The sequence below is a fragment of the candidate division KSB1 bacterium genome, from assembly GCA_022562085.1.
Classification (GTDB): Bacteria; Zhuqueibacterota; Zhuqueibacteria; order Oceanimicrobiales; family Oceanimicrobiaceae; genus Oceanimicrobium.
The window spans coordinates 1-15,016 of sequence record JADFPY010000076.1; the positions used below are offsets into that span (position 1 = coordinate 1).

13 protein-coding genes are annotated in these 15,016 nt (G+C 43.8%); 11 read left to right on the top strand and 2 right to left on the bottom strand.

What is annotated here, in order from left to right:
• Positions 1-132 precede the first annotated feature (132 nt).
• The 7 genes from IH879_08865 to IH879_08895 all read left to right on the top strand — a co-directional run bounded on the left by IH879_08865 (position 133) and on the right by IH879_08895 (position 7,671).
• Positions 133-969, top strand: a complete 837-nt coding sequence (locus IH879_08865; GenBank protein MCH7675050.1) for a flagellin — start codon at positions 133-135, stop codon at positions 967-969.
• A gap of 305 nt (positions 970-1,274) precedes the next feature.
• A complete protein-coding gene (locus IH879_08870; protein ID MCH7675051.1) occupies positions 1,275-1,883 on the top strand; it encodes a class I SAM-dependent methyltransferase in 609 nt (202 codons plus the stop codon).
• A complete protein-coding gene (locus IH879_08875; GenBank protein MCH7675052.1) occupies positions 1,880-2,995 on the top strand; it encodes a DegT/DnrJ/EryC1/StrS family aminotransferase in 1,116 nt (371 codons plus the stop codon). Before IH879_08870 ends, IH879_08875 begins: the two co-directional genes overlap by 4 nt.
• A gap of 158 nt (positions 2,996-3,153) precedes the next feature.
• Complete coding sequence (locus IH879_08880; GenBank protein MCH7675053.1) at positions 3,154-3,987, top strand: hypothetical protein; 834 nt, start codon at positions 3,154-3,156, stop codon at positions 3,985-3,987.
• A 6-nt stretch (positions 3,988-3,993) separates the two neighbouring features.
• Positions 3,994-5,160 carry a glycosyltransferase gene (locus IH879_08885; protein MCH7675054.1) on the top strand — a complete coding sequence of 389 codons (1,167 nt, stop codon included), beginning with the start codon at positions 3,994-3,996 and terminating at the stop codon, positions 5,158-5,160.
• A gap of 4 nt (positions 5,161-5,164) precedes the next feature.
• The gene (locus tag IH879_08890) at positions 5,165-6,592 is read left to right on the top strand and encodes a glycosyltransferase (protein ID MCH7675055.1); all 1,428 of its coding nucleotides are present in this window, start codon (positions 5,165-5,167) and stop codon (positions 6,590-6,592) included.
• Positions 6,593-6,612: 20 nt separating this feature from the next.
• Positions 6,613-7,671: a glycosyltransferase gene (locus IH879_08895; GenBank protein MCH7675056.1), complete on the top strand. Its 1,059-nt coding sequence runs from the start codon at positions 6,613-6,615 to the stop codon at positions 7,669-7,671.
• Positions 7,672-7,832: 161 nt separating this feature from the next.
• Here the strand turns inward: IH879_08895 and IH879_08900 are convergent, their stop codons facing one another.
• Together IH879_08900 and IH879_08905 are read right to left on the bottom strand one after the other, a co-directional pair.
• Positions 7,833-9,473 (bottom strand): tetratricopeptide repeat protein, encoded by a 1,641-nt coding sequence (locus IH879_08900; GenBank protein ID MCH7675057.1) that lies wholly within the window; start codon positions 9,471-9,473, stop codon positions 7,833-7,835.
• A gap of 51 nt (positions 9,474-9,524) precedes the next feature.
• Positions 9,525-11,033: a CDP-glycerol glycerophosphotransferase family protein gene (locus IH879_08905; protein MCH7675058.1), complete on the bottom strand. Its 1,509-nt coding sequence runs from the start codon at positions 11,031-11,033 to the stop codon at positions 9,525-9,527.
• Between the two features lie 189 nt (positions 11,034-11,222).
• On the opposite strand from IH879_08905, the gene IH879_08910 reads away from it, so the two are divergent.
• The 4 genes from IH879_08910 to IH879_08925 all read left to right on the top strand — a co-directional run.
• Positions 11,223-11,753, top strand: coding sequence for a hypothetical protein (locus IH879_08910; protein MCH7675059.1), 531 nt, complete (start codon positions 11,223-11,225; stop codon positions 11,751-11,753).
• A 637-nt stretch (positions 11,754-12,390) separates the two neighbouring features.
• Entirely contained in the window at positions 12,391-13,428 is a 1,038-nt protein-coding gene (gene pseB, locus IH879_08915; protein MCH7675060.1) for a UDP-N-acetylglucosamine 4,6-dehydratase (inverting), read from the top strand.
• Positions 13,397-14,560, top strand: a complete 1,164-nt coding sequence (pseC, locus tag IH879_08920) for a UDP-4-amino-4,6-dideoxy-N-acetyl-beta-L-altrosamine transaminase (GenBank protein ID MCH7675061.1) — start codon at positions 13,397-13,399, stop codon at positions 14,558-14,560. Before pseB ends, pseC begins: the two co-directional genes overlap by 32 nt.
• Positions 14,542-15,016 (top strand): N-acetylneuraminate synthase family protein (locus IH879_08925; protein ID MCH7675062.1); only part of this gene is annotated, 475 nt, incomplete at its 3' end. The genes pseC and IH879_08925, both read left to right, overlap by 19 nt.

Sequence of the window (15,016 nt, forward strand, 5' to 3'; positions counted from 1 at the left end):
TTTCTTTTTTGTCAAATAGCAAGTGACATGCTATCTCGTCGATAATCCAATTAGAAATTAAGAATTATCATAAAAGAATAGTCCTGAATTAAATCAGGCTCGTTTTAATCACCAGAAAAAAAGGAGAGAAATATGGCTTTTGGAGACCTCAGCCGAATACGCGGCAATATTCAAGCACTGCAGGCACTAAACTCTTTGAATAAGATTAATCAGCAGTTGGGTATCCGCCAATTGCGACTGGCAACCGGAAAAAGAATTAACTCAGCCGAAGATGATGCCGCCGGTTTTGTAATCAGTAAAACTTTGCAGCATCGCGGCAAAGGCCTGGCTGTTGCATTGGGCAACGTCGGCGATGCCAAGTCCATGTTGGCAATAGCTGAAGGTGGTTTGGACAGTATCCTCGATATCCTCGAGACCATGAAGGAAAAAGTTACCCAGGCAGCGAGTGACACCCTCGGTTCCTCAGAGCGAAATGCGATTGAAGATGAGATCGACGCCTTAACCAGTGAAATTGACGACATCGTGGATGAAACCACATTCAACGGCACCTCGCTTTTGACGGATGTTGATAAGACCATTCAAACAGGTGAAGCGACTACAGATTCTTTAGTGGTTGCTGTGAGTACGCAAAATCACAAAGCGACCAATCTTACTGTAGCTGATGCAAATATTACGGTATCATCTGCATCTTTTTCGTCAGCAGCTTTGGGTAATATCAATACTGCGATTACAAGTGTTAAAAACAGTATCGCTTCTATCGGTTCGTATCAGGCACGGCTGTCCACGAAAGAGGCTACGCTTACGAATGCGATTACCAACACTGAAGCTTCACGAAGCCGCATTGCAGATGCTGACTTTGCCAAAGAGCAGCTGGAAGCGCTTAAATTGCAAATCATGCAGCAGACAGCGACGTCCGCCCTGGCACAGGCAAACGCAGCGCCGCAAATCGTACTGTCACTCTTCGGTTAATAGTCCGAATCGTCTTAATCGAAGTAAGGGTGTCCATTTTGGGCACCCTTTTTTATTTGTATAAACCTGTTTAAGTCCGAAAGAGAGAATGCCGAAATATTAGTAGAAATCATATTTCTTTAGTTCCTGAAATCATTCTAATAGGCTGGGGGTAAAATAAGGCATTTTACCACAGATGAACACTGATTAAACGCGGATTCCTGTTTAATAAAAAAAATAAAATCTTCTTTTTTTAATCCGTATCCATCCGTGGCTAATCTCTTGGGCATTCAGACCTCATTAAAGAGTCTTTAGGGAAGAAGACCATGTACGATTTAATCCTGTCCGGAATTCGTTCCTCATACGCTGAAAATCATCTCGGGGATTTCTTCTATTCGACTGCTTTAGCGCACAAGCCGAAGCTGGCAGTGGAGCTCGGCTCCTTTATGGGCTATAGCTCGCTGCATATCGCGGCGGCGTTAAGAGACAATAAGGATACCAGAAGTGAATTGCATCTTATCGATTTATGGGACAAATATACCTACCGGCATTGTTCCCTGGAAACCATTGTTCAAAATTTCAAAAAAAATGAACTTCTGTCATTACCGCATTGCAAGTGTAGCTTCATCAATGAGGATGCCTTTGAGGCTCATTCTAACTATTCAGCAAGTTCCGTTGACCTGCTGCATATCGACATCTCAAATGACGGCCGGTCGCTGCAACTTTGTCTGAATCGTTGGCATGAGAAACTCAATACCGGCGGCATCCTGTTGCTTGAAGGCGGCTCGGAGGAGAGGGACCAAATTGATTGGATGATAGAATACGAGAAAGAACCCATCCGGTCGTTCACGGAATCTGTTTGGTTTAGAGACCACTATGAGGCCGTCACAATTCAGCCGTTTCCATCTCTAACATTTGCGAGGAAAATGAAATGATCCCGATGCATAAAGTTTTTATGCCCGACAATATCGATGAAGTCATGGAGCCTTTGCGAAAGGTCATCGAAAGTGGCTGGATTGGCGAAGGTCCGAAAGTTTTGGAATTTGAAAAGCAAATTAGCGATTATATCGGCAATGCCTACGTTACCGCGTTAAATTCCTGCACATCTGCGATTCAACTTGCGTTGCGATTGTGCGGCGTCGGCATTGGCGACGAGGTGATCTCCACGCCCATGACCTGTATGGCCACCAACGAGCCGATTGTGCTGACCGGTGCGACCCCCGTCTGGGCTGACGTTGATGCGAATACGGGGAACATCGGTCCAGAGAGCATCCGACAGAAGATCGGTGTCCGGACAAAAGTCATTCTGGCGGTGCATTGGGGTGGCTACCCATGCGACATGGATGAAATTAATCAAATTGCTCGTGAGCATGGTCTTAAAGTCATCGAAGATTGCGCGCATGCCTGGGGAGCGATTTACAGGGACAAAAAGATCGGCAACCATTCGGATTTCTGCTGTTTCTCCTTGCAGGCGATCAAACATTTTACCACCGGAGATGGGGGTGTTTTGATGTGCAAAAATGAACGGGACCACCGGCGCTCCCGCTCCCTTAAATGGTTCGGTATCGACCGGGAGCAGCGCAGGGAAAACCGATTCGGCATTGCGGAGTGGGACATTATTGAGGCGGGCTACAAATTTCATATGAACGATATTGCAGCGACTATCGGATTGGCTCAGTTCCCTTATCTAAATGAGCTAGTGGCAAAAAGACGGGAAAATGCCGCTTTTTACAAAGAGCATTTGCAAAGTGTGCAACGGCTGAAACTTCTTACTGAAGCGGAAGATCGTAGGTCCTCATACTGGCTGTTTACGATTAAAGTTGAAGACCGGGTGAACTTTATCAGATACCTGGCTCAGAACGGCATCGCTGCTTCGGTTGTGCATGCGCGTAACGACTCCCATACCATTTTTGCGAATTACAACAGCAGTGGTTTGACCGGTTTGGATGAGTTTTCAGAAAAAATGGTTTGCATCCCTGTCGGCCAATGGGTGGGAGAGCAGGAACGTAAACATATCGTTGATGTAATTCGGGGACAGGATTGGTAGTCTAATTTACTTGAATTTGGAAAATTCGAAGCCGGAATACCGGAAGAATGGATTTTGGGATTAATGGTGAACATCCAAGTATTCCACCACTCCGATATTCCGTTAACAGGCAAATACATTACTACAATAACCGATAGGCTTATACAGTACACGGCCCCATGAAGTTTAATATCGTTTTAGCACTGCCGCCGGAAGACCGGGAATCTTTCGTCCATGCCCAATGCTTTCTGGAAACAGCCGACTTGTTACGCTATGGTTTGGAAGACCTGGGCTATGAAGTCATTTTCGGAGAAGGACTGCAGCGAGATCACCTTAACATCATTTTAGGGTATCAGTTTTTATATGGTCAGAAAATTTCATCCGAATACAAATGCATCGTCTATCAACTGGAAGAACTTTCGGAGCTTGAGGGATGGCCTTTAGAAAACCTCGAAACGTTGATGTCCCCTTCCTGTGTTGTATGGGATTTCAGTGAACGAAATATCGACTTTCTTGCCGAGCGCGGCATCCGTGCAGTTCTCAAACCTCTCGGGTTTCATCAAAAAATGTTCAGAATAAAGTATCGTCAAAATAAAGACGTTGACATTTTGTTTTATGGCTCTAAAAATGAACGGCGAATGAAAATTCTCAAGGAATTAGAGCAGAAATTTAATGTAGAAATTCTTTGCGGCATTTATGGTCATGAAAGGGATGAATGGATTGCTCGCTCAAAAATTGTATTGTCGATTTACTATTATCAAACTAAACTTTTCGACGATGTGAGAATCGGCTATCTTATGAACAACAAATCGTTTAGCATCATTGAAGATTCCCCCAACAAAAAATATGATGATTTTCTGGTCTACATACCGTACGAACAACTGGTTGAACGTTGTGAATATTATCTAAATAACGATGACTTACGGCGGGAAAAAGCCAAGCAAGCATTTCAAGGATTTAGGAAATATCCCGAATCTGAATTCCTTAAACGAGCACTTGCACAATCCTTCTAAGCCAGCATGAACTCCGGCGCTTCGGTCATTATCGTCACCTTTAATTCTTCATCAACAATTGCAAATTGTCTGGGCAGTGTCGTCAATACACTGCGGCCGCAGGACGAAGTTTTGGTGATTGATAACCATTCTCAAGACAATACTCTCGAAATTATCGAGCAGCTAAATTTTTCTCCTGAAAAAGTTAAAGTTCTGCCGCAGTCCAAAAATTATGGCTTTTCACGGGGATGTAATATTGGGATTGAAAACTCTAACAAAGAATTTGTGATTTTGCTCAATCCCGACACGGAAGTTTTTGGCGATTGGATTGCAAAACTGACCGGCCATTTTCAATATTATGAAAACACCGGCGCTGTCGGAGCGCTATCGAATGCCACTATTCCGGTGCAGCATATTTCTACTTATTTTCAAGAATATGACCTTTATAATGCACAAGAAGTCATTGCGCGCTTGAGCCAAAACTATGACAAGCGAAGCATTCCATCGAAACTGCTGATTGGCTTTTGCATGGCGCTGCGAAGAGATTTGTTGGAGCGATTCGGCGGGTTGGATGAAGATATTTTTTTGGGAGACGATGATACCGAAATTTCCTGGCGGCTGCGGGAAAAGGGCTATCTGCTGCGCATTGCATTGGATGTGTACGTGAATCATTTCAACCACGTAAGTTTTAATACCTTGGAAAATTCCGAGACCGATAAAATCGTGCAAGAGGGAACCGACGTTTTGTATGAGAAAATGAAGGCCTACTACTCGCCTGAAAAAGTACCTAATCCCAACGATTATTTTGGCATTAGCTGGTGGAAGCCCTCGATTCTGGAGAATAAAAGTGAAGATGAAGTTTTTGCCCCAAGATGGCAGCGACACGAGTACAATAATATTTTGTTGAAAGCGAATGATTTTTTGAAAAACCAAAACTATCTGGCAGCAATAGATGTATTGCGGGATGCTCTGAATCTTCATGTGAATGATTTTAATTTTTGGTACACTTTGGGTTCGGTTCATTTGATGATGAAAGAATACGGCAAGGCCGAGGTTGCACTAAAAAATGCTGAGACATTGGAATTTAATGGTGAAAGAGCGAAACAGAAATTAGCGAAATTGCATGCCGAACACAGCGATATGAAATTAAACGACGATGCTATCGCTCAAAACAATAGCATCGTTTCATCCTAGTCTTATGTTCATTCTACAACTCTATTCCGGACAAAATACTTCAGCCGGAGATTTCATTTATCGCATCGCAAGGCCGGCCGAAGGACTCTCGTCAATAGACGGCATTACCGTTAAGAATCTCGATCTGCTAAATGCGGGCAACAAGCAATTATTGCTGAATGTGCCGCTGCTGATTTTGCACCACTTGTCCGATCCAGATTTGCTGCCGGTCATTAAAGAACGCCGCAATCAGGGTTTTCGAACCATTTACGAATTAGCCGACAACTTCCGGTTTTCGCAATCCCACAAAACCCAAAACGGCAGTGCTTCTGATTATCCTGTGATAATGGAAGAAATTATCCGGCGTTGTGATGCTGTGCAAACCACGTCATTTGCACTTCGAAACAGATATCAGGATTTGAACGACGAATTCTTTATCTTTCCAAACTTAGTTGATAAAGTTGAATACCGAGAACCCAGGGGTTCCGATAAACTTACAATCGGGTGGGGTGGCTCGGCCCGGCACCTTGACGACTTAAAACAAATTACCCAACTGCTAATTGAATGGGTGTCACAACATCCCGGTGTGCGGCTGGCGATTATGGGGTCGAAATCAATCCGGCAGATATTTGAGGAGCTTTCTCCTGAAAAACTCTTGCTCCGAGATCCGGGTAGTTTAAAAGATTACTTGTCTTTTCTGGATGAAATTGATATAGGTATCGCACCGTTGCTGTCGACCGAATTCAATGCCTGCCGCTCGGATGTCAAATTTTTAGAATATGCCTCTCACGAAGTCGTGCCGGTTTGCAGCCGGTTTGGCCCTTATATTGAAATCGCTGAGGAAGGGGAGAGTCTTCTGCTTTTTAATAGCCCGGCCGAGCTCATTCAGCATTTGGAAAGACTGCGTACTGATGTTGAGTTGAGAAGCAAAATTGCTCGGAATGCGCTGCAGTGGGTTGGGAAACACCGATTGAGTAACCAAAAACTTTGGGAATCGCGAGCTGAAATCTACCGGAAATTCTTACCAAAATATGTAAATGACTTTGAATGGAATGATAATCTCGGCCAATCGAATCTTGCTGATTTGATCATGCCTGCGATCAAAGCAAAGAATCCGGCGGCTTTGCTGATGAATGCTGTCGATTTGCACCCGGATGATTACCAAGCCTATTACTTTTATGGGTGGGGACTTTCAAAGCAAGGCCGGTATAAGCATGCGGTGACTCCCCTGCGAAAGGCTTTATCCCTTCGCCCGGATTCGATCCGAACGGCAGAGCTGCTTGTGCGGGTTTTGTTGATCAACGGCGATCTCGATTCGGCACTGCGAACCGTTGAACACGGGTTAACAATCGAACCGAATCTCAAAAATTTACTCGAATTAAAATTGACCATTCAACATATAACCGATGCCATCGCTCAAGGCGATGACATCGGGGTGACTGCACTATCTTGATTGCTTCATCCTCGTGTATAATGAACAAAGAAAAAATTCAAATATACCAATTTACCACCAACCCGGTTTGCTCGCCTTATCGCTTTGATTTTCCGAGAGAGCAGTTGAATCGGCGAGAAAATGTGCAGGTGACGAAATTCACCAAACTTGATGCGGCCGTGTATGCCGAACTTGTTGAATATGCCGATATGTTAATCATTCAACGGCTCCCCATGTCGCCGCGATTGGCGAAGGTTTGCTCGGCATTAAATTCCCGGGGCAAGTTAGTCATTTTTGAAATCGATGATGATTTGCTGCATTTGCACCCGGAATCCCGCTATGCGAAACAGGCGCCTCCGGATTATCGGGAACGAATTGAGCAGAGTCTTTTAGCCAGTCAGGCGGTGCAGTGCAGTACGCAAGCATTGGCTAACGTCATTTCTCAGATTCACCCGGAAGTGGTCGTATTAGAGAATCAATTTGATAAACTCTTTCCTTACAATAGCAGGAAGAAAGACGGAGGGATAATTATCGGATATGCGGCCGGGGAAGATCATTTCCTTGATTGGCTTACGATAAAAGACGCCTACAACACCACAATCGTTCAATTGGAATTAGAAGGATTTCAAGTGGAAAGTTGGATTATTGGAGATAAGGCGATTTTTGAATCCATCGCTTCAAAAAACAAGCGCTACTTTCCGTTGCTGCAAAGAAGTGAATATTTGCAGCTCCTGCAACAGGTTGATATTTCACTCATTCCGCTGGCTGATATCCCCTTTAATCGCAGTAAATCCGATGTCAAGTTTCTGGAATCGGCGGGATGTGGCGCAGCAGTTTTGGCCAGTAAGTTCGTCTATTCTAATTCAGTTAAGAATGGCGAAACCGGAATTTTGTTTAGCAATGCCGATGAATTTGCAAATGGATTAACCGAGTTGGTAAGAAGTCAGGAGCTTACTGAACGACTTTCTCGAAATGCCCAGCGTTATGTTTCTGAAAATCGTTTGATCGAGCAGCATGTCGAAAGGTGGGAAGAGATTTATTTGAGTTGGGTTTCTAATAGAGATAAGCTGTTGCGAAATTTTACAAAAATCCATAGTTAATGTCATTTTGGGCAGAGCGAGAAATCTTTTTGAAAGGCATTACTTAAAGAAAGGCTTTCTTTTACGGTTCGCGGAGCCTGCCCCGAAGAAAGGAGGGGTCGAACGACATGTTCTGCATTTTTTGAATCGACTTTCAGACTTTTGGGGCCATCCTACCGGTGTTATTGAAACTTTGTAACGCTATTTTTGATAGCTGTCATCGCCACTTGATGCAGCGGATCGACTGCCAAAATTTCCTTGTAAACTTCTATCACTTGATCCTCTTTGCCCGTTTCCTGGTACAACTCGGCGAGTATAGTCATGGCATCAACATCTTCCGGATTGTTCTTCAAGAAAGTAGTGAGCAGCTTAATTGCTTCTGCCTGCCGATTCAAAGCTTTCAGCGGTTCGGATAGATTCAGGATCGCAGCTCGATTTGTGGGATCGAGTTCGACAGCTTTGATAAATGATTGCAATGCGAGCTCGGGCTTATCCTGTTTGAAATAGCAGTTTCCAAGCTCGTTATGTGTTTGAGCATAGTTCGGTTGCAATAATTGCACGCGAGAAAATTGGGCGATTGCCTCAGCGATTTTATTCTCAGCGGCTAATTTTTGCCCCTCTTGAAAAACCTGTGCGACGTGGTTTTCATTTTCGTTTGCATCCAAAAGCGAGGCGTCAAACGACCCGGATTGCACGACACGATAAAACCAAGTTTCGAACAGTTGCAACGAATTTCTATCACTCGATTTGGCTAAATCAGACTCCTGCAATCTTTTTTGAAGTTCCTCCGGTAAAAAATCTTGACCCTTCATTTTAAAATTCAGGAATTGCTGATTTTGTCGCAATGTTTCGGATAAGTAGAAAAGCGCTCGATCAAAAACTAAGGCAGTCGGAAGATCAAATTGCAATTGCCACTCGAGATCGATGAGTTTTACGGATTCATCATTCTCAGCAACCAAAAGGTTTGAAAAAATCAGATCGAGATATTTCCCTGAAATCCACTGATGATGCGCCGATTCATAAATAACATGTCCCAAATGCTTTCTGCAAAATTCATGGAACCGGTTTTTCTTTTCCTCCGATGCCTGTGTGGAATGCTCTTCCAATGTTTTCAGCCAAACTGAAACCGCCTGCCAGGCTTCATCCAAGTTATTTCTTAAGACACCATCCAGAAATTTCTCCTGCAGATTCTTGAAGTCTTTATGATATTTCTGATTTTTTACAATGCGTAGAACGCCGTTGCTCGATTCTTCAATTTTCAGGGTATCGAATTTTTCTTTTTTGACTAAAATTTCCGAGGAGCCGTTTCCTAAAAAATAAGTGCGGGTCTGAAATGCGGGCGCACGAAAAACATTAAACTTTGCTGCAAGCATATCATCAAGCCGCAAACGCTTATTGTTTTCATTTTTTGAAGCGATGACCAAAAAGGAGTTCATGAAATTATGAACCTGGCCGATATTTCTGAGGGTTTGCAAAAATCCACGCTCATTGAAAGCAGGATTAACCCGGCAGGAGTGATCCTGCGTCGGAAATTCCATCAAGGCGAAGGGATCAAAGTCGTCGTGATTTAGGGCAGCTTCGCTCAAGACCGCGGTCGGCATTTTATAATCCGGAAAGGGATAAAACCAGTGCTGGGCTTTAAACCCGACCTTTTCCAATTTTGCCCTTAAGGTTGCCGCATCGAAAGTTCTCATTCCTTGATAATGCGGATAATCAGAAATACCTTCAAACGGCCGCCCGTCGTGCTCTTCAGGGTAGCCCGCTAAATATTTGTGGCCGAGTTGATTTTCGATCGCGAGCAGCAAATAACCATTTTCATTCAAAGTTTTGAACGCAAAAGATAACACCTCTTCGTAAGGATCGTCTCCGGGAACCTACTTTCCTGAATATTCAAGAACGCCAATCAAAGAAACGAAATCATACGGTTCTGTTACCGGAAACTCGGTCAGGTTGCAGGCGTGGATTTCAAGATTCTTTGCATGTCTGCAGCGCTGCTGAATAACTTCTGCCCGCCTAACGGATCCCTCGACCGACGTTACGAACGCATTTTCTAAATCGACCAGATATGAAGTCAACGCACCACATCCGGCCCCAAGCTCAATAAACCTGAACGGTTCTTGCCCAAAATCGATCCAATTAAATAGATTTTTTCTTAGTGGACAGAGATGATAGAGCAGCTCCCACTCATTGAATTCCTGCCAGGTTGAGTTTTCATCAAATTCTTCATTGGAACATAGGTTTAGGAGCGTACTTTCCGAGCTGTCAGCGTAATCGATCGCCGAGTCATGAATGGTCAGAGATGGCAGCGAATGTGCGCTATTATTATGGGAATTAGAACCTTGTGGTCTGGTTGCATTTTGAAGTCCGGATTCGAATCTTTTTACTAAATCATCAATAGTATCCATGACCGCTCCTGAGGCGCAACCTAAATTTGAGAACCAATGATTTTTGTGGTCGGTTAAAGTGGAGAATCTATGGGTGACATTACAAGTCAGCTCTCCCGCTAATACTTTATCAATTGTGGCTTTGATTTCCGCTTTTTTTATTTTGATGCAATGCTCGTACGGAGCAATCGCCATTCTGGGCGGATCGGTGTCCGGTATACGCCAGTCTGTCACTGCGATGCCCGGTATATCCAATAATAACGCCTCAATTAGAACGCTTGATTCATCGGAAATTAGAACATCGGCTAATCCCAAATAAGTCATAATACTCGTTTCCGGGTCTACCATATAGACGTTATCTTTGCGGTCTTCATATTTGTGTCGAAGCCGTTCCACGGTGCCCATCATCGTTGGAAAATTTTCATGTATTGGAGATTGTTTTATCAAAATGTTATAAGGTCTGTCCTTCAATTTTTCAATCACTTCTTCCGCTTTATTATCATTTTCCCATGCCGGCGCATAGAGTACGGATTTATCGTGTCTGAGATGCAAGCGCTCTCTAACATTATTAAGTTCTTCGCCATACGTTTTATCGTTGAAAACCTGGTCCGATTTTGGCCAGCCAATATTATGCACACCGGCATGAGGAAGAAACTTTTTTTGACCGTTGCTTTTGGCATTGTCACACATTTCCTGCCAGAAATTACCGGGAATGAGTCCGGCAGTGAATCGGTGCCAAGGCTCATAGCCCCAGAAATTGGGCCAACTATGGTGGGATTGTCCCAAATCATGTAGCATGATGAATGAGTATTTGGAGAAAATTCTTTTTATGTTCGGTATGTGAGAAACATAGACGCTGATATCCGCATCCGTATAGAAGGTTTTAGTGATGTCTACAAACTCTGTTTGATAACCCCTTTGGTCAGCTTCAAGCGCTACATTTTCCTGCGTTTCTTTTTGTACTGGGTCGTGGTAAAAAAAAGCAATTTTTCGATTCATTCGATTAACTGATTTTTGTGCCAATTCGCTTGATTTCTAATCATTATCGACATCTTAAAATAATTTATTAGGCGCATACTTTGAAAAATTAAAATTAGATCAGATAGAAATAGTCGAAATTAATAATTGGTTCAATTGTAATACCGTTCAAGATTATCTGGGCGCAATGAGTTTTATAAAGAGATAAAAATGGTAGCTACAAATAAAAAATTGAAAAAGCTGGCAGTAAGAATCCATAATGGTAAAAAAATCAAAATAGCAATACTGGGTCTGGGAAGTGTTGGCTGTTATTTACTCGATTATTTGATGAACCTGCAAGATCCAAATATTGTAATATTAATTTTGGGCAGAAATCTTGATAAATTAGAAAAAGATTTAAATATCATTAAAACTGCTGCTGCTGTTAGAAATGCTTTAAAATCAGACTTACTTATACAAACCGTTGCTCTAATCAACTATTATGAATTAAGCAGGTTAATTGAAGTAGAACAGCCTGATTTTATCGTTAATTGCAGTAGCGCATATAGCGGGATTAAATATGGAAGCATATCCTGGCATAATATTAGAGCATATGGGATTTGGACCCCTTTGTCAATAAGTATCATTAAATCAATAATGCAAGCGCATGAAAAATGCGATGAGCAATGCAATCGTTATCAATACTTCATATTCGGACGCTGCAAATCCCTGGTTAAAAAGCGCCGGCATGCGTTACCCTGATTTTGGCAGTGGCATCTTACGCATTTGATTCCCAGGATTAAATTTCAGTTGCAAATGCTTAAGATTCCATTGATATTACGTTAGCAACGAGTCATTTTCATGATGTGGTTATTTGACTCTGTCCTGGAACCTCGCGTCCTCCGAATGTTCTAGACAGTAGTAATTTTGGTATCTGTTCCGACCCTCGGCCGCCTGGGTGGCCAGAAACCTGTGATGCTCCAAGATCAGCTGTCCGCCCCATGCGGTGCTTAATCCGGCGATTCGTATGAACCCCACAGAGGGAACACGTTGAAACAAAAGATTTGTACCCACCCCTCAAATCTTTAACACTATCCTAAATTGAGCGATTTAGTCAAGAATTGATTTACTAATGGGTGAGAGTACACGCTTTAGCGTGATTCCCTGCCTCCCCCAAAAGCAAGCTAAAGCTTGGACTCCGAACCCCCACCCCGGAAGAATCGCTCTATTTAGGATTATATTATATCTAAATTTGTTATCCAAACTTAAAATATTAAGAATACAGGTTCAATGGATTCAAGACGATAACTATGGAGATTCAATTTACCTTTGCACAGATGCAGCAAAACTAATCATGTGATTAACATGGGTGGAACTGTGTCTAAACTACGAGTAATTTATGTTAGATAACAAAGTCATACTTATTACCGGCGGTACCGGTTCGTTTGGACGGAAATTTGTCGAAACGGTCCTGTCACGGTTTAAACCGAAGAAACTCATTGTTTACAGTCGCGATGAGCTAAAGCAATTCGAAATGCAGCAGATCTGGCCGGTCAATGGCAAGCTTCCCATCAGGTATTTTATCGGGGATGTTCGCGACTTTTCCCGGCTCAAACGTGCCATGGAAGGTGTCGATATCGTCGTGCATGCTGCAGCATTTAAACAGGTGCCCGCGGCTGAGTACAATCCTTTCGAAGCAGTCAAGACCAACATCATCGGCAGTCAGAATGTGATTGATGCCGCAATGGATACCGGGGTCAAGAAGGTCATGGCGTTGGGAACCGACAAAGCAGTCGCGCCAATCAACCTTTACGGCGCGACTAAATTGACCGCCGACAAACTCTTTATTGCAGCTAATAACTACCGCGGTGCAAAAGACATCAAGTTTTCCGTTGTGCGGTATGGCAATGTCATGGGCAGCCGCGGTTCACTCATTCCTTTTTTTATTGAACACCGGGCAAAAGGTTTTCTCCCGGTCACAGACATGAGAATGACCCGCTTCAGCATTACACTTGAAGAGACGGTCGATTTTGTTTTGAAACACATTAAAGGGATGCGCGGCAAAGAAATCTTCGTCCCCAAAATACCTTCTTTCCGGGTGACGGATGTTGCAGAGGCCATCGCGCCGGAGTGCCCGCTTAAAATTATTGGCATTCGGCAGGGGGATAAAATTCATGAAGATCTCATTACTGCCAATGAAGCGATGAGTACCGTTGAGTCTAAAAATTACTTTGTGATCTTACCGTCGCTTCAAGACTTGAAGAAATATAAAGTTGGAAGTAATGGTAAATCGCACAAAGCTATCGAGTATGGCTTTACCTACACCAGCGGCAACAACGACCATTTTTTGACCGTGGAAGAAATTCGGAATTTAATAGAAAAACAATTAGGATTTAGTTTAACAAATGAGCCGGTTCTGCAAAGCACAGAGCATTAGCGACCGCGATATTCAAGCGGTCGTCGAGGTGCTGCAAAGCGACTGGTTGACATCCGGACCCAAGGTCGGCGAATTTGAACGTGCATTCGCTGATTTTGTCGGGGCAAAGGAAGCAGTTGCAGTAAGCAGCGGCACAGCGGCTCTGCATGCCGCCATGTTTGCTTTCGATATTCAATCCGGCGACGAAGTTTTAATGCCGCCGATAACTTTTTCGGCAACGGCCAACTGTGTGGTTTATCAGGGCGGCACACCGGTTTTTGTCGATGTGGACGCTGCAACACTTTTACTCAACCCGGCGCTTCTTGAAGAAAAAATTACCTCGAAAACCAGAGCTATCATCGCGGTCGACTATGCGGGCCAGCCGTGTGATTACGATGCTTTAAGATCAATTGCTGAGAGACATAGTCTCTATTTGGTCGCGGACGCCTGCCATGCGCTTGGCGGAAAATACAAAGATAGGGCGGTCGGCACCTTAGCTGATGTGAGTACGTTCAGCCTGCATCCGGTGAAAAATATGACCACCGGTGAGGGTGGCGTCATCACCACAAACGATTCTAAGCTTGCAGAAAAAATGCGCCGGTTCCGCAACCACGGAATTAATTCCGACCATCGCCAGCGGGAGACTCATGGAACATGGTACTATGAAATGATCGATTTGGGATATAACTACCGGCTGACTGATTTCCAGTGTGCTTTGGGAATGAGCCAGCTGCAGCGTCTTCCTGAATGGATTGCCCGAAGACAGGAAATCGCGGGAAAGTACACTTCAGCTTTTGCAGAAATACCCCATGTTGAACCTCTTGGAGTTCGCGACGATGTCTCACATGCGTACCACTTGTTCGTTGTTCGATTAAAAATGGAGCAATTAGAAACCAATAGAGATGAAGTATTTGACACCCTGCGATCAAAAGGGCTGCCGGTGAATGTGCATTATATTCCGGTTCATCTGCATCCCTTTTATCGCAAGCGCTTTGGCAATGGCCCCGGCCTGTGTCCGGTTGCCGAAGCGGCTTATGAAAAAATTCTTTCTTTGCCGATTCATCCAAATCTAAGTGACGAAAACATCGATGAAGTAGTGGAAACGATATTAAAATCTTTGGAAATACATGAACCATGTCTATCAACTTTGTAGCCGAAGTTTCCAGCAACCATAACCGCGATCTGGATCGCTGTTTGTCTTTTGTTGAAAAATCAGCTGGGATCGGTTGCAGCGCTGTCAAGTTTCAGTTGTTTAAAATTGACCAGCTATTTGCACCGGAAGTTTTGCAGACCAGCGTAGAACACCGCCGGCGTAAAGATTGGGAGCTGCCGGTTGAGTTTCTGCCTGAATTATCAAAGGCTTGTCGGAAGGCTAATATTCAATTTGCTTGCACACCGTTTTATCTTAAGGCGGTCGAAGAACTTTTTCCTTATGTACATTTTTATAAAATTGCATCCTATGAATTGCTGTGGAATGACCTGCTCATCGAATGTGCCAAGACAGACAAACCGGTTGTCCTTTCAACGGGCATGGCCACCCTGCAAGAAATTCGGAATGCCGTTGAGACCCTCCGCACCGCCGGCTGCAAAGATTTGACTCTGCTTCATT